This is a genomic window from Bacillus sp. C28GYM-DRY-1 (genome assembly GCF_030519405.1).
Taxonomy (GTDB): Bacteria; Bacillota; Bacilli; order Bacillales; family Bacillaceae; genus Bacillus; species Bacillus spizizenii_A.
On record NZ_JAUMKF010000008.1, the window covers coordinates 140,594 to 163,697 of the forward strand.

At 44.2% G+C, this 23,104-nt stretch carries 19 protein-coding genes, 5 tRNA genes, 1 rRNA gene and 1 pseudogene; 13 read left to right on the top strand and 13 right to left on the bottom strand.

What is annotated here, in order from left to right; translation table 11 throughout:
- Positions 1 to 5 precede the first annotated feature (5 nt).
- From glmM to Q3W56_RS10200, 10 genes are all read right to left on the bottom strand, one after another.
- On the bottom strand, positions 6 to 1,352 hold the full coding sequence (gene glmM, locus Q3W56_RS10155; protein WP_302895374.1) for a phosphoglucosamine mutase: 1,347 nt from the start codon (positions 1,350 to 1,352) through the stop codon (positions 6 to 8).
- An 18-nt stretch (positions 1,353 to 1,370) separates the two neighbouring features.
- Positions 1,371 to 2,825 (bottom strand): CdaA regulatory protein CdaR, encoded by a 1,455-nt coding sequence (gene cdaR, locus Q3W56_RS10160; protein WP_302895375.1) that lies wholly within the window; start codon positions 2,823 to 2,825, stop codon positions 1,371 to 1,373.
- On the bottom strand, positions 2,818 to 3,639 hold the full coding sequence (cdaA, locus tag Q3W56_RS10165) for a diadenylate cyclase CdaA (RefSeq protein ID WP_019713153.1): 822 nt from the start codon (positions 3,637 to 3,639) through the stop codon (positions 2,818 to 2,820). Before cdaA ends, cdaR begins: the two co-directional genes overlap by 8 nt.
- Before the next feature lie 167 nt (positions 3,640 to 3,806).
- Positions 3,807 to 4,433, bottom strand: coding sequence for an anti-sigma-W factor RsiW (rsiW, locus tag Q3W56_RS10170; RefSeq protein ID WP_302895376.1), 627 nt, complete (start codon positions 4,431 to 4,433; stop codon positions 3,807 to 3,809).
- A 13-nt stretch (positions 4,434 to 4,446) separates the two neighbouring features.
- Positions 4,447 to 5,010, bottom strand: coding sequence for an RNA polymerase sigma factor SigW (sigW, locus tag Q3W56_RS10175; protein ID WP_302895377.1), 564 nt, complete (start codon positions 5,008 to 5,010; stop codon positions 4,447 to 4,449).
- A 227-nt stretch (positions 5,011 to 5,237) separates the two neighbouring features.
- Positions 5,238 to 5,309, bottom strand: a tRNA-Gln gene (locus tag Q3W56_RS10180).
- 4 nt (positions 5,310 to 5,313) lie between these two features.
- Positions 5,314 to 5,398 (bottom strand) — tRNA-Tyr (locus Q3W56_RS10185).
- A gap of 20 nt (positions 5,399 to 5,418) precedes the next feature.
- A tRNA-Thr gene (locus tag Q3W56_RS10190) sits at positions 5,419 to 5,491 on the bottom strand.
- A 4-nt stretch (positions 5,492 to 5,495) separates the two neighbouring features.
- Positions 5,496 to 5,571: transfer RNA gene (locus tag Q3W56_RS10195), tRNA-Val, on the bottom strand.
- 3 nt (positions 5,572 to 5,574) lie between these two features.
- Positions 5,575 to 5,649: transfer RNA gene (locus Q3W56_RS10200), tRNA-Glu, on the bottom strand.
- Positions 5,650 to 5,829: 180 nt separating this feature from the next.
- Here Q3W56_RS10200 and Q3W56_RS10205 point away from each other — a divergent pair.
- The 13 genes and pseudogenes from Q3W56_RS10205 to Q3W56_RS21180 all read left to right on the top strand — a co-directional run.
- Positions 5,830 to 6,285, top strand: a complete 456-nt coding sequence (locus Q3W56_RS10205; RefSeq protein ID WP_302895378.1) for a 2-thiouracil desulfurase family protein — start codon at positions 5,830 to 5,832, stop codon at positions 6,283 to 6,285.
- 12 nt (positions 6,286 to 6,297) lie between these two features.
- On the top strand, positions 6,298 to 6,780 hold the full coding sequence (locus Q3W56_RS10210; RefSeq protein ID WP_302895379.1) for a GNAT family N-acetyltransferase: 483 nt from the start codon (positions 6,298 to 6,300) through the stop codon (positions 6,778 to 6,780).
- A 109-nt stretch (positions 6,781 to 6,889) separates the two neighbouring features.
- Complete coding sequence (gene murQ, locus Q3W56_RS10215; RefSeq protein WP_302895380.1) at positions 6,890 to 7,807, top strand: N-acetylmuramic acid 6-phosphate etherase; 918 nt, start codon at positions 6,890 to 6,892, stop codon at positions 7,805 to 7,807.
- A gap of 13 nt (positions 7,808 to 7,820) precedes the next feature.
- Positions 7,821 to 8,672, top strand: coding sequence for a MurR/RpiR family transcriptional regulator (locus tag Q3W56_RS10220; RefSeq protein WP_302895381.1), 852 nt, complete (start codon positions 7,821 to 7,823; stop codon positions 8,670 to 8,672).
- A gap of 25 nt (positions 8,673 to 8,697) precedes the next feature.
- Positions 8,698 to 10,065 carry a PTS transporter subunit EIIC gene (locus Q3W56_RS10225; RefSeq protein WP_302895382.1) on the top strand — a complete coding sequence of 456 codons (1,368 nt, stop codon included), beginning with the start codon at positions 8,698 to 8,700 and terminating at the stop codon, positions 10,063 to 10,065.
- Between the two features lie 55 nt (positions 10,066 to 10,120).
- Positions 10,121 to 11,443: a penicillin binding protein PBP4B gene (pbp4b, locus tag Q3W56_RS10230; protein WP_302895383.1), complete on the top strand. Its 1,323-nt coding sequence runs from the start codon at positions 10,121 to 10,123 to the stop codon at positions 11,441 to 11,443.
- Between the two features lie 27 nt (positions 11,444 to 11,470).
- Positions 11,471 to 13,399: a glycoside hydrolase family 3 protein gene (locus tag Q3W56_RS10235; protein ID WP_302895384.1), complete on the top strand. Its 1,929-nt coding sequence runs from the start codon at positions 11,471 to 11,473 to the stop codon at positions 13,397 to 13,399.
- 13 nt (positions 13,400 to 13,412) lie between these two features.
- Complete coding sequence (locus Q3W56_RS10240; protein WP_302895385.1) at positions 13,413 to 14,657, top strand: exo-beta-N-acetylmuramidase NamZ family protein; 1,245 nt, start codon at positions 13,413 to 13,415, stop codon at positions 14,655 to 14,657.
- A 190-nt stretch (positions 14,658 to 14,847) separates the two neighbouring features.
- On the top strand, positions 14,848 to 16,437 hold the full coding sequence (gene btr, locus Q3W56_RS10245) for a bacillibactin transport transcriptional regulator Btr (RefSeq protein WP_302895386.1): 1,590 nt from the start codon (positions 14,848 to 14,850) through the stop codon (positions 16,435 to 16,437).
- Between the two features lie 90 nt (positions 16,438 to 16,527).
- Positions 16,528 to 17,481 carry an iron ABC transporter substrate-binding protein FeuA gene (gene feuA, locus Q3W56_RS10250; protein ID WP_019713141.1) on the top strand — a complete coding sequence of 318 codons (954 nt, stop codon included), beginning with the start codon at positions 16,528 to 16,530 and terminating at the stop codon, positions 17,479 to 17,481.
- 18 nt (positions 17,482 to 17,499) lie between these two features.
- Positions 17,500 to 18,504 carry a FecCD family ABC transporter permease gene (locus Q3W56_RS10255; RefSeq protein ID WP_019713140.1) on the top strand — a complete coding sequence of 335 codons (1,005 nt, stop codon included), beginning with the start codon at positions 17,500 to 17,502 and terminating at the stop codon, positions 18,502 to 18,504.
- Positions 18,497 to 19,495 carry an iron ABC transporter permease FeuC gene (feuC, locus tag Q3W56_RS10260; RefSeq protein ID WP_302895387.1) on the top strand — a complete coding sequence of 333 codons (999 nt, stop codon included), beginning with the start codon at positions 18,497 to 18,499 and terminating at the stop codon, positions 19,493 to 19,495. Before Q3W56_RS10255 ends, feuC begins: the two co-directional genes overlap by 8 nt.
- Positions 19,492 to 19,686, top strand: a pseudogene (locus Q3W56_RS21180) (alpha/beta hydrolase); the annotation flags it as partial. The gene feuC and the pseudogene Q3W56_RS21180, both read left to right, overlap by 4 nt.
- A gap of 71 nt (positions 19,687 to 19,757) precedes the next feature.
- Here Q3W56_RS21180 and Q3W56_RS10270 read toward each other — a convergent pair.
- From Q3W56_RS10270 to rrf, 3 genes are all read right to left on the bottom strand, one after another.
- Positions 19,758 to 20,678 (bottom strand): bile acid:sodium symporter family protein, encoded by a 921-nt coding sequence (locus tag Q3W56_RS10270; protein WP_080010221.1) that lies wholly within the window; start codon positions 20,676 to 20,678, stop codon positions 19,758 to 19,760.
- 146 nt (positions 20,679 to 20,824) lie between these two features.
- Positions 20,825 to 22,261: a SulP family inorganic anion transporter gene (locus Q3W56_RS10275; protein ID WP_019713137.1), complete on the bottom strand. Its 1,437-nt coding sequence runs from the start codon at positions 22,259 to 22,261 to the stop codon at positions 20,825 to 20,827.
- A gap of 713 nt (positions 22,262 to 22,974) precedes the next feature.
- A 5S ribosomal RNA gene (rrf, locus tag Q3W56_RS10280) occupies positions 22,975 to 23,090 on the bottom strand.
- Positions 23,091 to 23,104 lie beyond the last annotated feature (14 nt).

The window sequence follows — 23,104 nt, forward strand, 5'->3', positions numbered from 1 at the left end:
CTTCGTTACTCTAATCCCATTTCTGACCGGACGACTTCAACAATGCGATTGACATACTCATCGCATAGCTCCTTCGTCTTCGCTTCAGCCATAACACGGACTAGCGGTTCAGTGCCTGAAGGACGGACCAAAATCCGGCCGTCGCCGTTCATTTCTTTTTCAACTTCAGAAATAACAGCTTTTACTTTTTCGTTTTCTTCGACTTTATATTTATCAGTGACTCTCACATTGACTAACAGCTGCGGGAACTTCTGCATTTCAGCTGCAAGCTCTGACAACGGCTTTCCTGTCGCTTTCAATGTATTCATCAGCATAATAGCAGACAATAATCCGTCCCCTGTCGTGTTGTAATCAAGGAAAATAAGATGTCCTGACTGCTCACCGCCGACATTGTAGCCATCTTTCTTCATTGCTTCTACTACGTAACGGTCACCGACAGCCGTCTGCACGCTTTTGATGCCTTCTTTTTCGAGCGCCTTATAGAAGCCGAGGTTGCTCATTACAGTCGAAACCACTGTATCATCCTTTAAACGGCCTTCTAACTTTAGGTGTTTTGAGCATATGTACATGATTTGGTCGCCGTCAACGATATTTCCTTTTTCATCGACAGCAATCAGGCGGTCGCCGTCACCGTCAAACGCAAGGCCGAGATCGGCGTTTTTCTCTTTGACAAACGCGCTGAGCGCTTCAGGATGAGTTGATCCGACGCCGTCATTGATGTTTAATCCATTCGGGGAAGTCCCCATTGTTGAAACATCTGCATCTAAATCAGCAAACAGGTGTGTCGCCAAGGACGATGTTGCACCATGTGCGCAGTCCAGTGCCACATGAATGCCTGTGAAATCTTCATCAGCAGTCTGTTTTAAGAATTGCAGATATTTTTGTCCACCTTCAAAATAGTCGTTTACAAGCCCGAGATCGGCACCGACCGGCCTTGGCAGCTTATCCTCCGGTTCGTCCATCAGGCGCTCAATTTCAGCCTCCTGTTCGTCAGATAGTTTAAATCCGTCTCCCCCGAAAAACTTAATGCCGTTATCCTGCACTGGGTTGTGAGAAGCAGAAATCATAACGCCTGCCTCTGCATCCATCGCTTTTGTTAAATAAGATACACCAGGTGTAGAAATGACACCCAAACGCATGACTTCTGCGCCAATGGATAAAAGTCCGGCGACAAGGGCTCCCTCCAGCATATGACCGGAGATGCGTGTATCGCGGCCTATCAGCACTTTCGGACGTTGTTTGTCTTTTGTCAGCACATATCCGCCGAAACGTCCGACTTTGAAGGCCAGCTCAGGTGTAAGCTCACTATTGGCGACACCTCTTACACCGTCTGTTCCAAAATACTTGCCCATTTTATAATCGCTCCTTTTTTATTCCGATGAGGATTTTGAAGCCGCATTGGATTCGTCCTCATCCTGATCTTGGTTTTGATCTTTATTTTCGTCTTGTTTTTGATCATTGCTGTTTTTATCGGTGTTCGTTGTATCTTCTTTCTGGTTGTTCCTTTGATCATTCGTTTGCTTATCTGTGTCATCCTGGTTTCCTGATGTATTGCTGCTGTTGCCATTAGTTGATATATTGCTTTTTTTTGATGACAGCTTGATTTTGGCGTTTTTCTGCCCCAAGGACCAGGTTACATTCTGAGGCCCGTTTACTTCAAGCTTCACGCTATGCTCCCCGTCATCTAAATCTGAAACATTCACATACAATTCAATATCTGATTTCTTCAGTTTTTTTATATTGGCGGGAGAGCCTTTAGCCGTCACGTCTATCGCTTGAGATTCAGGGTCTAGAAACTCAATGTTTTGCGAGCTGCTCAGCCCTACAGTCTTAATAGAGACATTCTCAAACTTCTGATCCGCTTCACTATCTACTTCTATATGCAAAGTCACCTTTGACGGCGAGATTTTTTTGACACCGTCAGGAAGCGGAATATCTGCCTCGATATCGGAATCCTTGTTAATTTTGCTTAAATCTAAGCTGACGCCGTCAATAAATTCAAGAGAGTCCAACACATCCTGTGATCCGTAAACCGTTACCTCACTGGGACTGGATTCAATTTTCGCTATGCTGACACCATCAGGAAGGCTTCCTGTACGTTCAATTTTATAGGGCACTTTTTTACTCGGGCTTGTTACCGGAACGGTAATCTTGATGACCGAGGGCTCTACGTCGACAGGAAGCGCGTTACCGTCTTTATCATAGACAGTCACTTTCGCTTCCTTTTCAATCGTTTCATCTGCATTTTCCAAATTCACTGAAGCTTTTACAAGAGAAATATTATCAATCACATTTTTAGATCCGGTAATTTGCACATTTTTCGGACTGACAATCGGTTGCTCTGGAGAATAACCTTTTTTCATTTTGCTTTTATTGTAGTACTCCACTTCTACGGGAAAGTTTTTGACCGTCCGTTCTTGAATGGTAACTGTCGTAACAGACGGATTGATTGAGATTGTCAGCCCATCCGACACGTTTTTGGCCTTTAGCTCAACCTTATGTGTGCCGGTTTTTAAATTTTCCATGTCGACATATATTTCAAAGTTTTTGGTCTGCCTAGCCTTTTTCACAGCGCTTGTCGAGCCTTTAATCGTGACATTCACCGTTTGCGGAACACCTGTCACGACGTAATTTTCATCATCATAATACGCTTTGACTGGGATATCGGTCAGTGTTGCTTCGTCAGTTGTTGATGTTGGAAAGAAAGATTCACCCGGTTTTTTCGGAGTCGGTGCTTGATTGCTGTTAACCGCCACATAAAGCAAGAGCGCGAAAAGCAGAGCAATGATTTTCACAGCCCAGCGGTTGTTTAAGAATTTATCCATTTTTCTTGCCCCTCCAATACCAGCGGTTAGAAGAAGTGTCTCTGGTGTTTTTCTTAAACTCGGCTTCAAGCATTTCTTTCAGTGCTTCTTCCGTCAGCTCTCTGTGAAGGTCTCCGTTCTTCGCCACACTGACGCTGCCGGTCTCTTCAGACACGATAATCGTCAAACTGTCTGTTACTTCACTGATGCCGACAGCCGCTCTGTGCCGCGTACCCAGTTCTTTTGAAATAAATGGGCTCTCCGAAAGCGGCAGATAACAAGCGGCAGCGGCAATTTCATTATTCTTCATAATCACCGCACCGTCATGAAGCGGGGTGTTCGGAATAAAAATATTGATCAGCAGCTCAGAGCTGACCTTGGCATTCAATGGTATGCCGGTCTCAATATAATCTCCCATTCCGGTATCCCGCTCAATGGTCAGCAGGGCGCCTATACGGCGTTTCGCCATATAATTGATTGCTTTTGTGATTGCCTCAATCGTTTTCTGCTGCGCTTCCTCTACAGGCGTGCCGCTCCTTGAAAAAAAGCGGCCGCGGCCAAGCTGTTCAAGCGCTCTTCTCAGCTCAGGCTGAAAAATAATAATAATTGCTAAAAATCCCCATGTTATCGCTTGGTCCATCAGCCATTGAAGCGTGCTGAGGCCCAAATATTGGCTGGCCATACGGACTAGCACGATCACAACAATTCCTTTTAACAGCTGAACCGCTTTCGTGCCACGTATCACCATAATCAATTTATATATCACATACCAAACAAGGAGAATATCAACGGCATTGCCGAGGTACTGCAAAAAAGGGATATCCTCAAAAGCCATTTCCTCGTCCTCCAAGATTTCAGTCATTTCGTATTTCGCATTTTGTGTTTTACGTGTTACGCATATGTACTTTACATAGCGAGCCCATTATACCACATATCGATTTAGCAAGTGAAATGTGCCAGCTCTATCAGCCCGTAAAAAAAGAGCAAAGCGACTGACGCGCTTTACTCTTTTCCTTTTGGATTTAAAGCATTGACTACACTTTTCCCCGCAGACTTCATCTTGTACCATGTCCAATCGAATAATTGATTGATTTCCTCAATCTGACCGGTGACTTGTCCAGCAGAGGCCATATATTTTTCGCCGTTTACGACAGTTACATCCCCGTCTATTTTTCCTTTAATAATCAGCTTGCCGTTTTTGACAGTAACATCACCTTTGACCGTCTCACCTTCTGGCACGGTCACAGTGTGGTTATGGACCACAAGATTCGGCTGCTTGGACACGCTGAAATTTTGGTCATTATGCCAGCTGTTCAAAAAACCTCCGCCCATCAAAATGATGAATACCGCAGCAGATGCGATAACAGGATGGGTTCTGAACCACCTTTTCACAGAAGCTCTTTTCTTCTCCTTAGGCAATTTTGCCATGACATTAGCGGTAAAATCCGCGGGGGCTTCGACATGCGATGTGCTCCGGACGAGCGCTATAGATTTTTCCATCTCATAAAAATGCTTTCTGCATTTCTCGCATGTCTCCAGATGTTCATTTAATATGTGTTCACCTTTTGGAAGGATATCTCCATCAAGATGCATATGCATAAGCTGCACAATTTGTTCAGGACAGCTCATTTCATCACCCCACTTAAAGATCCCTTAATTGTTTTCTGAGAGCCTCTCTGCCTCTGTGAATCCGCGTTTTCACAGTCCCCACAGGAATGTTGAGAATCTCGCTGATTTCAATTAATGAGAGTTCGTCAATATACTTTAATACGATCACTGTTCTGTATTTGTCAGGAAGCTTTAAAATTTTCTGCTGAATCGTGTTTGAGAGTTCCAGCGACACAACTGCATCATCAGGCAAAACTCCATCTGCGGCGATTTGTGAATACATGGTCAAGCCTTCCGTACCAGCCACCTCTGCATCAAGGTAATAATCCGGCTTCTTTTTGCGAATGCGGTCAATCGTCAAATTGGTCGCGATTCGATAAAGCCAAGTTGAAAATTTCCGGTTAATATCAAAACTGTCGATATTAACGTACGCTCTGACGAAAGCCTCCTGTGCAATATCCTCTGCCTCATGCACATTACCAAGCATACGATAGCAAAGCTGATAAATTTTATCCTTGTAGATATCTACGATGTCAGCAAATGCATCTTGGTCGCCTTTTTTGACTTGTTTAATTCTCTTTTTAATCATCATTTCCATATTATCTAACCTCTGCCTTCACCGGTCTGTATGTATACGAGCTTCGTTCCAAAAGGTTTCAAGTTTTTTATAAAATAAGTTTATCAAATTTTTGGCAGGGTGTAGATGGTAATTCGTGAATAAACTACCTTAACATATTTTTAAAATTATTATACAGACTGAACAGTTAGAAGTTGGAATGATTTTAAAAAGAAAAAAAGACACCTTTTGATCAAAGGTGTCTGTGACTGGGCTAGCTGGATTCGAACCAACGCATGACGGAGTCAAAGTCCGTTGCCTTACCGCTTGGCTATAGCCCAATAATGGTGGAGGGGGGCAGATTCGAACTGCCGAACCCTGAGGGAGCGGATTTACAGTCCGCCGCGTTTAGCCACTTCGCTACCCCTCCATATTAATGTTAGAAAAGAGTGCCGGCAAGAGGACTTGAACCCCCAACCTACTGATTACAAGTCAGTTGCTCTACCAATTGAGCTACACCGGCAAGATGGTGGAGGATGACGGGCTCGAACCGCCGACCCTCTGCTTGTAAGGCAGATGCTCTCCCAGCTGAGCTAATCCTCCAAATGGTGACCCGTACGGGATTCGAACCCGTGTTACCGCCGTGAAAGGGCGGTGTCTTAACCGCTTGACCAACGGGCCGTTTGTGTTCTCGTCGAGCTGACAAAAGTTATTATATACAGGTTACACCCCCTTTGTAAAGAGAAAAATTAAATTTTTTATTTTCAAACTTTTTAACTCCTTTTTTAACTGAAAAAGCCTCCCAACATTTATCATTTCTTTTATGATAGAGACAAGCGAATTAAGAGAGGAGAAACCAATATGATACTAGTCAGCTCTTGCCTTGGCGGCATTGAATGCAGATATAACGGCTCTCATGCCGCATCGGAGAAAATCAGAAAACTCATCAATGAAAATGAAGCAGTTGTGGCTTGTCCTGAGCTTCTCGGCGGCTTCTCAACTCCCCGAGAACCTGCAGAAATCATCGGAGGCACCGGCGAGGATGTTCTTAATGGAACCGCTAAAGTCGTGACAGCTTCAGGAGAAGATGTCACAGAATTATATATGGAAGGCGCCACGAACACATTAGCTTACGCAAAAGAAGTCAATGCCTCTACCATCATATTAAAAGAAAACAGTCCGTCGTGCGGAAGCGGTTTTATCTATAACGGTACATTCTCCGGCCAAAAAATTGCCGGCAGCGGAGTGACCGCCGCACTGTTAAAACAAGCGGGCTACCATGTCATTTCGGAAAACCAGCTAGACAACATATTGTAAGGAGGGCATCACATGACTCAAGACATTTCTTTATCCTTCTATAAGCCTGAACATTTGCCGGAGCTCCAATCATTTACACTAAAAAACGATGACAAACGCTTTACCTCACTCCCGAAAGAGGTGCTGGCTCAGGCCCTGAGCATACGGGACCGGTATCCAGTAGTCATTTTAAAAGACGATTTGCCAGTCGGTTTTTTCATTTTATATACATCAAAAGAAACGCTTGCTCCATATTCTAACAATCCATTTGCTTTACTGCTCAGCTCTCTGTCTATACACGCAGTGCATCAGGGAAAAGGTTATGCAAAAAAAGCAATGTTTCAGCTTCCCTCTTTTGTGAGCAGTTATTTCCCATGGTGCGATGAAATTATTTTAGCCGTTAATCAACTGAACACACGTGCAAAGCACCTTTATATGAAAAGCGGGTTTCTTGATAAAGGACGGCGAAGAATCGGACCGATTGGAGAGCACCTGCTCCTTCATTACTTCTTATAGTCTAGGATGAAATAAAATTTTAAAGATTTTAAAACATAGTTGAAATGTCATAACAGGAACGAATATACTGAATATTGAGATATATTATTTTTAAACAGGGGGCCTCCTCATGTCAAAACCATTAAACCTTCACCGCCTTACAACGGAATCACGCAATAGCCAAACAGCTGAAATCCACAAAGCAGACACACTCGGCATCCTCAAAATGATCAACAACGAAGATTTGAAAGTCGCAGCCGCCGTTCAGCAGGTTCTCCCCGATATCATAACAGCTGTAGACTGCGCCTATGACTCGTTTCAAAATGGTGGCCGGCTTATATACATAGGCGCCGGCACAAGCGGCAGAATCGGTGTCATGGATGCTGTTGAATGTCCTCCCACCTACAGCGTCAACCCAGATCAGGTCATCGGAATCATGGCTGGCGGACCTAAAGCATTTTTGCAGGCAGCAGAGGGAATTGAAGACAGTGAAAAAGCTGGAGCCGAAGATTTAAAAAACATACAACTCACTTCAAACGACACCGTCATTGCCATCGCAGCAAGCGGCCGCACACCTTATGCCGCAGGCGCCCTAACATACGCCCGTAAAGTCGGAGCACACACCATCGCGCTTACCTGTAATGAAAATTCCGTCATCAGCAAGGAGGCGGATCACAGCATTGAGGTTGTCGTCGGACCTGAGGCCATTACAGGATCAACACGTATGAAAGCCGCAACTGCTCATAAAATGATTCTAAACATGATATCCACTGCTGTAATGGTCAAAATCGGCAAGGTTTATGAAAACTTGATGGTGGACGTCAATGTCAGCAACAAAAAACTAAAAGAACGCGCCATCAGTATCATCCAAAGCCTCACAAACGCTTCATACGACACAGCCAGACACACTCTGGAAAAAGCCAATCATCACGTCAAAACAGCAATCGTTATGCTCAAAACAAACACAGATCAGGAACAAGCTAAAGAATTGCTTGACGAAACAAACGGTTTTATAGACAAAGCAATTGAACATTACCATTCAAGATAAGGAGAGACCAAGAATGGCAACAGGCGGTCTAGCGATTATCGAATCAATGAAGCACAAGCTCCCTCCATCCGAGCGTAAACTTGCAGATTACATCCTAGCTCAACCCCACAAAGCTATAGAAAGCACTGTCAGCGAAATCAGTGCCTTAGCCAATTCAAGTGACGCTGCCGTCATCAGGCTCTGCAAATCACTCGGGCTAAAGGGATTTCAAGATTTAAAAATGAGAGTGGCAGGCGATCTGGCAAAACCTGCTGTACAAGGCTATCGGGACATTGCGCCTCGCGAACCTCTTTCCTCTATTTCTGAAAAAGCGGCCGGCAACGCCATTCAAGCCATTCAGGATACTTCAGACCTGATGGACTACAAAGAGCTTGAACGAGCGGTTTCTCTGCTTCTCAAAGCACATACTGTGCATTTTATCGGCGTCGGGGCTTCCAGCATTGTCGCCAAGGACGCCCAGCAAAAGTGGCTTCGCATTCATAAACAAGCAACCGCGTTCACAGACACTCATCTTGTGGCATCTCTAATCGCAAATGCAGATAAGGATGACATTGTATTCGCGATTTCGTTTTCGGGAGAGACGCAGGAAATCATTGAACTGCTCACAATGGCTAAGGAAAAAGGCATCACAACGATCAGTCTTACACAATTCAGCCAGACATCCGTCTCCGCGCTGTCTGATGTCCCGTTGTACACAACGCACTCCAACGAAGCCCTGATTCGAAGTGCAGCCACTTCCTCCCGCCTCGCCCAGCTTTTTATGATTGATGTTTTGTTTTTAGGCATGGCGGCTGAGCAGTATGAAGAAACAACAGGCTATATTGATAAAACGAAAGCAGCCATACAATCTATGAGAAAAAAATAAGGCATCTGGAAGAGGAGGGGTTTTGATGAGCAATGAAAATAACTACAATCATCTTGCAAAGAAAATCCTTGAGCTATGCGGAGGAAAATCCAATATTTCCTCGTATACGCATTGTATGACACGCCTGCGTATCACGCCTTATGATGAAAACAAAGCAGATGCTCAAGCTTTAAGAGAGCTTGACGGCGTATTGGGGGTCGTCGAAGCTGAAACCATACAAATCATCCTCGGCACAGGAGTCGTCAACCATGTCACAGCCGCTTTCTCAAAACTCGTGTCAGCAGAAGAAGGTGTTGACGTCAAAGAAACTGCGGCCAAAAAGAAAGCTGACATAAACCGAAAAAACGCCACTCCTTTTAAACTTTTCTTACGTAAAATTGCCAGCATTTTCATCCCTCTTATTCCCGCACTTGTCGCTTCCGGTTTAATCATTGGGATTACCAAAGCAATTATTCAAGCCGGCTGGCTCTCTGTAGATTCACAAATTGCTGTTATCCTGACAGTCATCGGATCAGGATTGTTCACTTATCTCGGCATTCTCGTCGGCATTAACGCTTCGAAAGAATTTGGCGGGACACCCGCTCTTGGAGCTCTGGCGGGGATCTTGATTATAAATCCGGAGATCGCAAAAATCAGTTTATTCGGAGAACAGCTTCTTCCGGGCAGGGGGGGTTTGATTGGGGTTCTTTTCGCAGCCATATTCATTGCTTACACCGAACAATTTATCCGCCGTTTTATTCCTCAATCACTCGATATCATTGTCACCCCAACCGTTTCACTGTTAATCACCGGAATCGTAACGTATGTCGTATTTATGCCTTTAGGAGGCTTCATTTCTGACGCTATTACATCCGGCCTTCTTTCCATCTTGGACATCGGCGGCATCGCTGCAGGCTTTATTCTGGGAGCTGCCTTCCTACCTCTCGTCGTGACCGGACTGCATCAAGGCTTGACGCCTGTGCACATGGAACTGATCAATTCGATCGGCAATGATCCTCTGCTTCCTATTTTAGCTATGGGAGGTGCAGGACAGGTAGGCGCCGCCTTTGCCATCTTTGTGAAAACGAAAAAATCAACATTGAGAAAAGCAATCGCCGGCGGGCTTCCGTCGGGGCTGCTCGGTATTGGTGAACCGCTTATTTTCGGAGTCACGCTGCCACTTGGCCGTCCGTTTTTAACAGCGTGCTTAGGAGCTGGAATTGGCGGAGCCTTTCAAGCTTATTTTCAGGTAGCCACCATTGCGATTGGTGTCTCCGGGCTGCCGCTTTCCTTTCTCGTCCTATCTTCGCAAATCATTCTGTATATCATCGGACTGTTTATTTCCTACGCGGCCGGCTTTTTATTAACCTATGCATTCGGATATAAAGAAGAAATGGCTTCTCAGTTCGATTAAATGGTTTCTGTTTCAGGGATAGTAAACGGATAGAAGCACGGAAAGGAGCAAGCCAGTGAAAACAAAATTTCTGTTCTTATTCAGTGCCATTTTCACTCTATCTATATTGCCAACCGGAACCTCCGCACAAACAGCAGACTATCAAGTGGGGGCCAAAACCATAAATGCAGAGACTGCACAATTCTCGTCGAAGAAACTAAGGAAGGTTGATCAGATGATAGAACGGGATATTTCAGCAGGATTTCCAGGCGCCGTTCTCGTCGTCGTGAAGGATGGCCGCATCATAAAAAAAGAAGCATACGGCTACAGTAAAAAGTACGAAGGATCGGCAGTCCTGCGCCGCCCGGCCAAAATGAAAACCCGCACGATGTTTGACTTAGCCTCAAATACAAAAATGTATGCAACGAATTTTGCATTGCAGCGCTTAGTCACCCAAGGAAAACTCGATGTACATGAAAAGGTTTCTGCATATTTGCCTGATTTCAAGGATCAGCCGGGAGACCTGATTAAAGGAAAAGACAAGATTCGTGTCATTGATGTCCTCCAGCACCAATCAGGACTCCCCTCAAGCTTTTACTTTTATACGCCGGAAAAAGCCGGCATGTATTATTCTCAGGAGCGAGACAAAACGATTGAGTATTTGTCGAAAATTCCGCTCGATTATGAAACGGGGACAAAACACGTATACAGTGACATCGGCTATATGCTCCTCGGCTGTATTGTCGAAAAACTCACCGGCAAACCGCTTGATGTCTACGCAGAGCAAGAGCTTTACAAGCCGCTGAAGCTGAAGCATACTTTGTACAATCCGCTGCTAAAAGGCTTTAAACCAAAACAGTTCGCAGCTACTGAGCGTATGGGTAATACACGGGACGGCGTTATTCATTTCCCTAACATCCGTACACACACGCTGCAAGGAGAAGTTCATGACGAAAAAGCATTTTACTCAATGGATGGTGTGTCTGGCCATGCCGGATTGTTCTCAAATGCAGATGATATGGCCATTTTGCTGCAGGTCATGTTAAACAAAGGATCATATCGAAACGTTTCTTTATTTGATCAGAAAACAGCAGAACTATTTACAGCATCTTCAGCAACAGACCCGACATTCGCTCTTGGCTGGCGTCGAAACGGAAGTAAAAGCATGGAATGGATGTTTGGCCCTCATGCCAGTGAAAATGCTTACGGACACACCGGCTGGACAGGGACAGTTACAATCATTGATCCAACATTCAATTTAGGCATTGCTTTATTAACAAACAAAAAGCATTCATCAGTTGCTGATCCAGAGGAAAATCCAAATGTGTTTGAGGGTGATCAATTTCCAACAGGCAGTTACGGGAGCGTCATCACCGCGATCTATGAAGCGATGGAATGAATGATTCGACGATAGGAGGAAGTTGATATGAAACCTGTATTTCCGCTTATCCTTTCAGCCGTTCTCTTTTTTTCATGTTTTCTCGGCGGCAGCCAAGCTAAAGCTGCTTCATCCAGCAGCTCAGCCGATGCCAAGCAGATTGTCAATCGCATGACATTAGATGAAAAACTCGGCCAGATGCTGATGCCTGATTTCAGAAATTGGCAAAAGGAGGGCGAGTCTTCTCCACAAGCCTTCACAGAAATGAATGAGGAAATCGCCGGCCTTATCAATAAGTATCAATTCGGCGGCGTCATTCTTTTTGCAGAAAATGTAAAAACAACACAACAAACTGTACAGCTGACTCACGCTTACCAAAAGGCGAGCCCCAAAATTCCGCTTATGCTGGGCATTGATCAGGAAGGCGGCATCGTAACGAGATTAGGGGAGGGTACTAATTTCCCAGGGAATATGGCGCTAGGCGCAGCCAGAAGCAGAATCAACGCCTATCAGACCGGCACCATTATTGGAAAGGAGCTCTCTGCCTTAGGCATTAACACCGATTTCAGCCCTGTCGTAGACATTAATAATAATCCTCATAATCCGGTAATCGGCGTACGGTCATTCAGCTCTAATCGAGAACTGACAGCACGACTCGGTTTATATACGATGAAAGGTTTGCAGCGGCAAGATATCGCCTCTGCCCTCAAACATTTCCCGGGACATGGAGACACCGACGTTGACAGCCATTACGGACTGCCGCTCGTTTCTCATAGCCAAGAACGGCTTCGTGAGGTCGAGCTCTATCCTTTTCAAAGAGCAATTGATGCTGGTGCTGATATGGTGATGACAGCTCACGTTCAATTTCCTGCCTTTGACGACACCACATACAAAAGTAAACTCGATGGATCGGACATTTTGGTTCCTGCTACACTCTCGAAAAACGTGATGACAGGTCTTCTTCGGCAGGAAATGGGCTTTGATGGTGTCATCGTTACCGATGCTCTCAATATGAAAGCAATCGCAGATCATTTCGGCCAGGAAGAGGCGGTGGTCATGGCTATAAAAGCCGGTGTCGATATTGCACTAATGCCAGCCTCGGTCACTTCACTGAAAGAAGAACAGAAATTCGCACGTGTTATTCAAGCTTTAAAAGAAGCCGTAAAAAACGAAGACATTCCTGAGCATCAAATCAACAAATCGGTTGAACGAATCATTTCTCTGAAAATAAAACGTGGTATGTATCCAGCTCGAAACGACGACAGCATAAAAGAAAAAATAGACAAAGCCCAGAAAATCGTAGGAAGCAAGCGTCACCTAAACGTGGAGAAACAAATAGCTGAAAAAGCAGTGACCGTATTAAAAAATGAACAGCATACCTTGCCGTTCAAGCCTAAAAAAGACAGCCGAATCTTAATTGTCGCACCTTACGAAGAACAAACTGCTTCGATTGAACAAACCATTCGCGATCTCGTCAAGCGAAAGAAAATCAAACCCGTGTCTCTCATCAAAATGAATTTTGCCAACCAAGTATTTAATGCCGAGCATGAAAGACAAGTAAAAGAGGCTGACCATATCATTACCGGCTCCTACGTCGTGAAAAACGATCCTGTCGTCAACGACGGTGTCATTGACGACACCATATCAGATACAAGCAAATGGGCGACCGTATTTCCGAGAGCTGTGATGAAAGCAGCACTGCAGCACAACAAACCATTTGTCTTAATGAGCCTGCGCAACCCATATGATGCCGCTAATTTTGAAGAAGCTAAGGCACTCATTGCTGTCTACGGCTTCAAAGGCTACGCGAATGGCCGTTATCTTCAACCTAATATTCCGGCCGGAGTGATGGCGATTTTCGGCCAGGCAAAACCTAAAGGCACACTTCCAGTTGACATCCCATCAGTCACGAACCCGGGGGACACCCTTTATCCATATGGCTACGGATTAAATATCAAAACGGGAAAACCGCTTTAATAAGGAGGGACACATGAGAAAAACAATATTCGCTTTTCTGACAGGGCTCATGATGTTCGGAACGATAACCGCTGCCTCTGCTTCACCCGATTCAAAGAATCAAACGGCTAAAAAACCTAAAGTCCAAACTGGTATAGACACGCTCTTGCCAGACTATAAAAAACAGCTCAAGGGAAAACGCATCGGACTGATCACCAATCCAACCGGAGTAAACGCATCTCTGAAAAGCAGTGTCGATATCCTTTACGAGAACCCGGATATCAAACTGACAGCTTTATTCGGCCCTGAACACGGCGTCCGAGGTGACGCCCAGGCTGGAGACGAAGTAGGCTCTTACATTGACGAAAAAACCAGGGTTCCCGTATACAGCCTCTACGGAAAAACGAAAAAACCGACTCCAGAAATGCTGAAAAATGTCGATATTCTAATGTTTGACATTCAGGATGTCGGGACCCGTTTCTACACGTACATTTATACAATGGCATACGCAATGGAAGCCGCTAAAGAAAACGGCATTCCAGTTATGGTGCTGGACCGTCCGAATCCTCAAGGCGGGAATCATATTGAAGGGCCAATCTTAGAACCTGAATACGCCTCATTTGTCGGATTGTATCCCATTCCATTGAAGCATGGGATGACGATAGGCGAATTGGCTTTACTGTTCAACAAAGAATTTGATATTGATGCCGATCTTACAGTGGTAAAAATGAAACACTGGAAACGAAAAATGGATTTTGACGATACCCGATTGCCTTTCGTCCTCCCTTCGCCTAACATGCCGACGGTGGAAAGCACATTTGTTTATCCTGCAACCGGGCTGATTGAAGGAACAAATATATCCGAAGGGCGAGGGACAACAAGACCATTCGAATTGATCGGAGCTCCATTTATCAAAAGCACAGAACTTGAAGAAACATTAAACAGCCTCAATCTGCCGGGCGTAACATTTAGGGCAGCATCCTTCACACCGACGTTTTCTAAACATCAAGGAACGCTTTGCCACGGTGTGCAGCTCTATGTGACAGACAGAGATAAGTTTGAAGCCGTTAAAACGGGTCTTTCAGTCATTAAAACCATACACGATCTCTATCCTGAGGATTTTGAGTTCCTGTCAACAGGTTCATTCGATAAACTGGCAGGCAACGGCTGGATCAGGACAAAAATTGAAAATGGAACTTCGATTGAGAACATCATAAACAGCTATGAAAAAACACTCCAACAATTCAGCAAAACAAGAAAAAAATATCTCATTTATTAGAACGTAAGCATCGTATGTTACACGTGTAACATATTCTTACCGAACGAAAGACCCTTACTTTTACACATAAGTAAGGGTTTTTTTCATACTAAAAAACCACCCGCTTTATATAGGAAAACTTTCATTTATTTGGTACAATTTTTATTGAAAATGATTATCAATTGAATGCTTCTGAAAAGGTGGTCTACTCGTGCAAAATACAGTGATTTATCATCCCATACAAATTGAATATCTAAAAAAACCAAGTGATCTCTTCTCAGAACAGCAATTAGCCGATTCATTCGTGCTGATCTTTCATTTAAAAGGAAACGGCCATATTTCAATCGGAACAAACATCAGTCCTTTGCAAAAAAAGACACTTTATGTTTGTCCGCCTAACGAGACCTTTGGCTTTACGCCCGCAGCCCAAGGGCATATAGATGCCTATCTAATCAGGCTCCAAAGTTATGTCAAGGAAACCGGGCAAGATATCTTAACACCCTGCACAGAAACCGAACTATCCAACCTGAAGCTTGTGAATGTTTCACATATCGAAAACCTTGCAGTCCGGCTTCAAGAGCTTATAGCGCTATGGAATGAATCGTCTCAGCTTTCTCAGCTAAAATGTGTGATTGAAGTTCAAAGCCTGATTTATGACCTCTTTACTGCCAATTTATCTAACCAGACGGATACACATTCAGCAATCGAAAAAACAAAACAGTACATCGAAACCCACGCCGATACAAAAATGACACTTGCCCAGCTGTCGCAAATGGCAGGAATCAGTGCCAAACACTACAGCGATAGTTTTAAAAAATGGACAGGTCAGAGCGTAACAGAGTTCATCACAAAAACGCGAATCACCCGAGCAAAACAGCTCATGGCAAGGTCAAACTGCAAATTGAAGGAAATAGCCCACCAAACCGGCTATCAAGATGAATTTTATTTCAGCAGAATCTTTAAAAAGCTTACAGGCTGTTCACCTACAAGCTATATGAAAAAACGCCGAAAAAAAATTGCCGCATACGGAAGGGGCACAATGGGCCATCTCATCCCCCTGAATCACATACCGTTTGCGGCCGCGCTGCATCCAAAATGGACATCTTACTACTATCAGCATTATTCGGCAGATATACCCGTCCAGCTCAGCGCATACCGATTTAATGAAAGGTGGGAAGAAAACCTGAACACGTTATCTCAGACTGAACCAGATGTGATTTTCAGCATGGATTCTATATCTCCAGCAGAAAAAAATTGCCTGAATCGCATCGCAGAAGTCATGTACCTTCCTTCAGAAGAAAGCTGGAGAACTCACTTTCTGCAAACTGCCTCATTCTTAAAGGAAGAGTCAGAAGCAGAAAAATGGCTCGCAGCTTATGACCAGCAGGCAGCGGCCGGCAAAAAAACACTTCAGCACGCCCAAAAGCTCCGTTTCCTCTTTCTGAGGCTGCATAAGCAAAACTTTTATCTGGCACATAATCGAAGCGTCCGCGAAGTCTTCTTCGGAGATTTAGGATTTCATTCGGCAAAAACGGAAGACACATCTTCAGATCAAGCTATTTCGTTAGAAAATATCGCAAATGACCAAGCTGACTGCATCATGCTTTTTCTATTTAAAGAGCCTGAAACCCTTGCTTATTACCAGCAATTGCAACAGACAGAGGCGTGGCAAAACCTAAGTGCGGTACGAAATAACCGTGTTTATCTTCTATCCTTTGATCCTTGGAATGAATACTCAGCTTGCGGGCACAAACGGATTGTCCAGCAAACCATTTCTTTACTTTCCGGTGATAGTCCATGATAAATATGGAATTTGTCCATGGTGTTATACCTGTTCATTCTCTATAATCCCAATTGATAATAGTTATCAATTGAACAGGAGGCTCTATAGATGAAAAAGTTATCTCTTACCTTATTAATCTTGCTTCTCGCGCTGACGGCGGCAGCTTGCGGCAGCAAAAATGAATCGACTGCCAGCAAGGCAAGCGGCACAGCGTCTGAGAAGAAGAACATTGAATACCTGGATAAAACATATGAAGTAACTGTACCGACAGACAAAATTGCCATTACGGGAAGCGTAGAATCGATGGAAGACGCGAAACTGCTTGACGTTCATCCGCAAGGCGCGATTTCATTCTCCGGCAAATTCCCTGATATGTTCAAAGACATTACTGATAAAGCCGAAGCAACCGGAGAAAAAATGGAGCCAAACATTGAAAAGATTCTTGAAATGAAGCCAGATGTCATCCTTGCTTCAACAAAGTTCCCGGAAAAAACGCTGCAAAAAATCAGCACAGCCGGCACAACGATCCCAGTTTCTCATATCTCTTCAAACTGGAAGGAAAACATGATGCTGCTTGCCCAGCTGACTGGAAAAGAGAAAAAAGCGAAAAAAATCATTGCAGACTATGAACAGGATTTAAAAGAAACGAAAACAAAAATTAACGAAAAAGCAAAAGATTCAAAAGCTCTGGTCATCAGAATCAGACAAGGCAACATTTACATTTACCCTGAACAGGTATACTTCAACTCCACACTTTATGGTGATTTAGGCCTTAAAGCGCCGGACGAAGTAAAAGCTGCAAAAGCACAAGAGCTGATTTCATTAGAAAAATTAAGTGAAATGAATCCGGACCATATCTTCGTCCAATTTTCTGATGATGAAAATGCAGATAAACCTGATGCCTTAAAAGACTTAGAGAAGAATCCAATCTGGAAAAGCCTGAAAGCAGTCAAAGAAGATCATGTGTACGTCAACTCGGTAAATCCTCTTGCACAAGGCGGCACAGCTTGGAGCAAAGTCCGCTTCCTGAAAGCGGCTGCTGAAAAATTGACACAAAACTAATTCAGAGTAGGTTTTTGTATGTATTCAAAACAGTGGACACGTATCATATTGATTACTTCTCCATTTGCTATTGCACTGTCACTGCTGCTTTCGATCCTATATGGCGCAAAGCATCTAAGCACAGATATCGTTTTTACATCTCTTATTCATTTCGATCCGGGAAACACAGACCATCAAATTATATGGCATTCCCGGATTCCAAGGGCTGCCGGCGCTCTGCTCATAGGGGCAGCTCTTGCTGTTTCTGGAGCGCTTATGCAAGGCATTACGCGCAATTATTTAGCTTCGCCCTCCATTATGGGCGTTTCAGATGGTTCCGCGTTTATCATCACGCTTTGTATGGTTCTGCTTCCGCAGTCGTCTTCGTTTGAGATGATCATTTACTCTTTTATCGGCTCAGCACTAGGAGCTGTGTTGGTATTCAGCCTTGCCGCCATGATGCCTAACGGGTTTTCCCCCGTACAGCTTGCCATCATCGGCACAGTCACAAGCATGCTGCTCAGCAGTTTATCAGCGGCCATGTCGATATATTTTCAAATTTCACAGGATCTCAGTTTCTGGTACAGTGCCAGACTTCACCAAATGAGTCCAGATTTTCTGAAACTAGCCGCTCCGTTTTTCCTAATTGGCATTGTAATGGCCATTTCTCTCAGCAAAAAGGTGACCGCCGTATCATTAGGGGACGACATTTCTAAAAGTCTGGGGCAAAAGAAAAAGACCGTTAAAATCATGGCAATGCTTTCAGTCATCATTTTAACCGGCAGTGCAGTAGCGCTGGCCGGAAAAATCGCGTTTGTCGGATTGGTTGTTCCTCATATCACACGATTTCTCGTCGGCTCTGATTACAGCAGGCTGATTCCGTGTTCCTGCATCTTGGGGGGTATCTTTTTAACCTTGTGTGATCTCGCAAGCAGATTTATCAATTATCCGTTCGAAACACCGATTGAAGTCGTGACATCCATTATCGGCGTCCCTTTCTTCCTTTATTTGATTAAACGAAAAGGAGGGGAGCAAAATGGCTAAAAAATATGCCGTGTTCATCACTTTGATTCTCATTGTCAGCTATTTCAGCTTAACAAGCGGATCATTTTCTGTTCGTCCTGCTGAACTGCTCTCCACTCTTTTTCAGATTGATCCAAATCCACAGTATGAAATTTTGCTGTTCGATTTAAGACTGCCGCGGGTTGTCATGGCAGCTATTATCGGACTCGGTCTTGGCATTGCAGGCGCTGTTATCCAGGCCATCACGAGAAACGGGCTTGCTGATCCTGGAATTCTCGGAATCAACGCAGGGGCAGGAGCCGGCATTGTAGCGTTTATGCTCTTATTCCAAGGCCAGAAGGAAGTGACATCCATAGCTGCAGCGATGGGAATGCCTTTCTTCGGATTGATAGGAGGACTGATCGCGGCGATCCTGATTTACATATTTGCATGGCACAGAGGCAATTTAGATTCAGGAAGAATTATTCTGGTAGGGATCGCAATTAATTCAGGATTCAGCGCCCTGTCGTTGTTTTTATCATTAAAAATGGATCCGCAAGACTATCAAATGGCCATGGTGTGGAAAAACGGAAGCATCTGGTCTGCCAACTGGACGTATATCACAGCCGTTCTCCCATGGATGCTAGTGTTTATACCTATCCTTATCGCCAAGTCCCGCTTGCTCGACACTATTCGTTTTGATGAAGACACAGTCAGAAGCCTGGGTATTTCATCAAATAAAGAAAAAACGATCCTGCTCGTCGCTTGTGTAGCAATCATCAGCGCCTGTGTCTCCGTAGCGGGCAGCATGGCGTTTGTCGGCTTAATCGCTCCCCATATTTCACGGAGACTGGCTGGTGTCGAACACCGCGACATCCTGCCACTGAGCGGTTTAATCGGCATGCTGCTAGTGATAAGCGCAGACTTTGCCGGAAAACTGTTTTTCCAGCCCGCGGAAGTGCCTGCAGGCATCATATTGGCGATCCTCGGTGTACCTTATTTTTTATATTTGCTTTTTCAGCAAAAAAATTGAACAGAACTCTTTCAGGGCATAACGCCGGCACCTCCCCCTTCCTACAGCCAGCCTGCAGCAAGAGATACCCTGCTGATTACGTGCAAGATATCAGTTCTTTGTTTCAAGACCATAGGCTGCCTGAACTCGCGCTGATCGGTATTGAACCCGAAAACCTGCTAGATGAGTATCAGTGCACCGCCGCAAGTTCTTCTGCAAACAGTTCATCATCGTGATTGGCTATACAGAGAAAAAAACCGCTCATAAATTTGAACGGTTTTTTTCATGCTTTCTGTAATACAGGTTTTAATTCAAAACGATTCAGCATATAGCCAAACAAAGCAGCCAGTATCTGCTGAAACAGCATGCCGATCACCACCGGAACGGCAACCTGAGACGGAAAGAACGTCACGGCAAGAACTGCGCCGGCACTGATATTTCTCATACCTCCCGTGAAAATAAGAGATACAATTTCCTCCTGGCGTCTTTTCATCAATTTACCGATCAGCCAAGCAGCTGCATAGCCTGTTAACGCGATAAAGAATACCGTCGCCGCTATACCTACGAATCTCAAATCAACGGCTTTGAAATAAGGGGCAATCGCAGAACTGTTAATCGCAATCACAGCCATCAGGCAAAGCTTTGAAAAAGGCGACAGCGCACTGCTTACAGATGCGGTTCTTTCTGGAGATGAGATCTGATTAAACAGCATACCCAGAAAAGAAGGTATCACAACCATCACAATCAGCCCTTTCATCATCCCCCACACATCCATATGAACCTGAGCGCCGGCTAGCAATGAAAGGCTCAGCGGAACGATCAACGGCGACAGCACCGTATCAACTAGAATAATTGAAAGTGTCAAACCGACATTCCCTTTGTACATCGCTGCCCAAATCAAGCTTGTAATCCCCGTAGGAATCACAACAGCCAATGTTAAGCCGGTGATCGTCAAAGGATCGCCTTTAAAGATAAGATGGCCGCTGCCCCAAGCAAAAAGCGGCATAAAAATATGAAGAACAAATAATGCAAGAATCATAGGAAGAGGATGAGACAATGCATGTCTCAAAGATTGAAAATTAGCGCTCAAACTGCCAGCAAACGTAATAAAAGCAAAGATCCAAGGCACAGCGCTTTCATATCCATTTAAAAACTGAGACAGCAGCACGCCCAGCACAACACTAGTAGGCGTTAAAAGCGGCATGACTTTCCCCAATACACGGTTCAGCTTCTGAAGCGTCATATACAAGTCTCCTATTAAATATTTCTATCTCACTCTATTATATCAATGCTATTCAGTCATATGTTATAAAAAAAAGCCCAGATCTCATCAATCTGGGCTTTCACACTTTATGTCATTTGCTTCATAAGGGCTTTACTAGCTTTGTTCAAACCCTTTACTTCAGCCTCAATTCCTTGCTCTTTAAACTTCACTACAATCTTATCAAGCGCCGCAGCTCCTGAATCATCCCATATGTGGGCCTCAGTTAAATCAATCACGACTCGCTCAATATCCTCTTGATAAATAAACGCATTCGTAAGTTCAGTCACTGACGCAAAAAAGATTTGCCCCTTCACTTGGTACGTTCTCAGTTTTTGATCCTCTGCATGAGAAACAATTTTCAGCTTCGAGATTTTTGCCACAAAGAACACAGCACTTAAGAGAACGCCGACGAATACGCCTTTAGATAAGTCGTCCGTCACAACAACCGTAATCACAGTCACAACCATGACAATTGAGTCTGTGAGCGGTGCTTTTTTGAGGCCTTTTAAAGATGACCAATCAAATGTGCCAACAGATACCATAACCATAACAGCCACCAACGCAGCCATCGGAATTTTCACGACGACAGTACTTAAGACGGCAATTAAAAACATCAGAAAAGCACCGGCAACAAACGCTGACAAGCGCCCGCGTCCGCCTGCTTTTGTATTAATGACAGATTGTCCGATCATAGCGCAGCCAGCCATGCCGCCAAAGAACCCAGTTACGATATTTGCAATTCCTTGTCCACGGCTCTCTTTATTTTTGTCACTGTCTGTATCCGTCATTTCATCAATAATCTGTGCTGTCAGCAAAGATTCCAGCAATCCAACAAACGCTAAAGCAATTGAATATGGAAAAATGATTTGCAGCGTCTCAAAGGTAAACGGAACATCAGGAATTAAGAAATGAGGCAATGAGCTAGAAATATTGCCCATATCCCCTACCGTCCGCACATCCACATGGAAAGTGACCGCAATAATCGTCATTACAATAATCGCTACAAGCGGAGACGGAACCGCAGTCGTAAACCTCGGCAGTACATAAATAATAACCAACGACCCGGCAAGCATCGCATACATGCTCCAAGAAGCACCTTCAAACTGAGGAAGCTGCGCAGAGAAGATAAGGATCGCCAGCGCATTCACAAACCCGATCATCACAGAACGCGGGATGAATTTCATTAATCTCGCAATTTTACTGATACCTAAAATCACCTGAATAATTCCTGTCAAAATCGTAGCCGCAAATAAATATTGAAGCCCATGATCAGCAACCAGAGACACCATAACGACTGCCATTGAGCCAGTTGCCGCTGAAATCATGCCTGGTCTGCCGCCAAAAATAGAAATAATAATGGCTATACAAAATGACGCATAAAGACCGACCATCGGATCAACACCAGCTATAATAGAAAAGCCAATTGCTTCAGGTATTAATGCTAACGCAACTAAAATGCCAGCAAGAATGTCTTTTCGGATATTTCCAAACCATTGCTGCTTTAATGTAAAACTATTATTCAAATATAACGACTCCTTTTTTTAAAAATAAATCCGCACCGTATTTGTTGTATTGGGAGCTTTCTTTATTTTACGGGAGAAAATGAAAGGAAAATGACCGGAGAAAAAGAGGACACGTTGAGTATTTTGTATTGAGGCAAGGAGTTATTATACAAAGAGTATCATATTAAATTTTGATCAAATACGCAAGATGCATGCTAAAGAAAATAATGGCTCAAACTTAGTTTGAGCTATTTCGCTGCATTAAATCATATTGATGAGAAATAAGATTCGTTTTAACTGCTGTAATATCTTTTCTCGTCCGTAATTGGTTTAGAAAGCTGAGGCATGTCCTCCATAATTTGCGAGCCTCTACGGTTCCAACAATTGTCACTACCATGAGAAGCCAGCTGGAAAGGCCTAATTTTCATCTGATACATATCATCAAATCCATGGCACATGCCTTCCGCCCTTGTCTATTAACGGATACGTCCAATCAACCTCAGTCTAACGGTCAGCCTTAATAGTTATTTCATCATCATTTGAACAAGCAATCTGATGTCTGATCGGCCCCGACCCTAACACCAATACAGAATCGGCAGGTTTTTATTGTGCCCGCTCTGTCTATTTAACACACAGGAATGCGGCTCAATTAAAGTGGCTCGTTCCATTCCATACCGTCCGGTAAACCCGAATACAAAAAGGGCAGCTCATTTGAGCTGCCCTTTTTTCAAATTGCATGGCGGCGTCCTACTCTCACAGGGGGAAACCCCCGACTACCATCGGCGCTGAAGAGCTTAACTTCCGTGTTCGGCATGGGAACGGGTGTGACCTCTTCGCTATCGCCACCAAACAAATGCCTTCAGG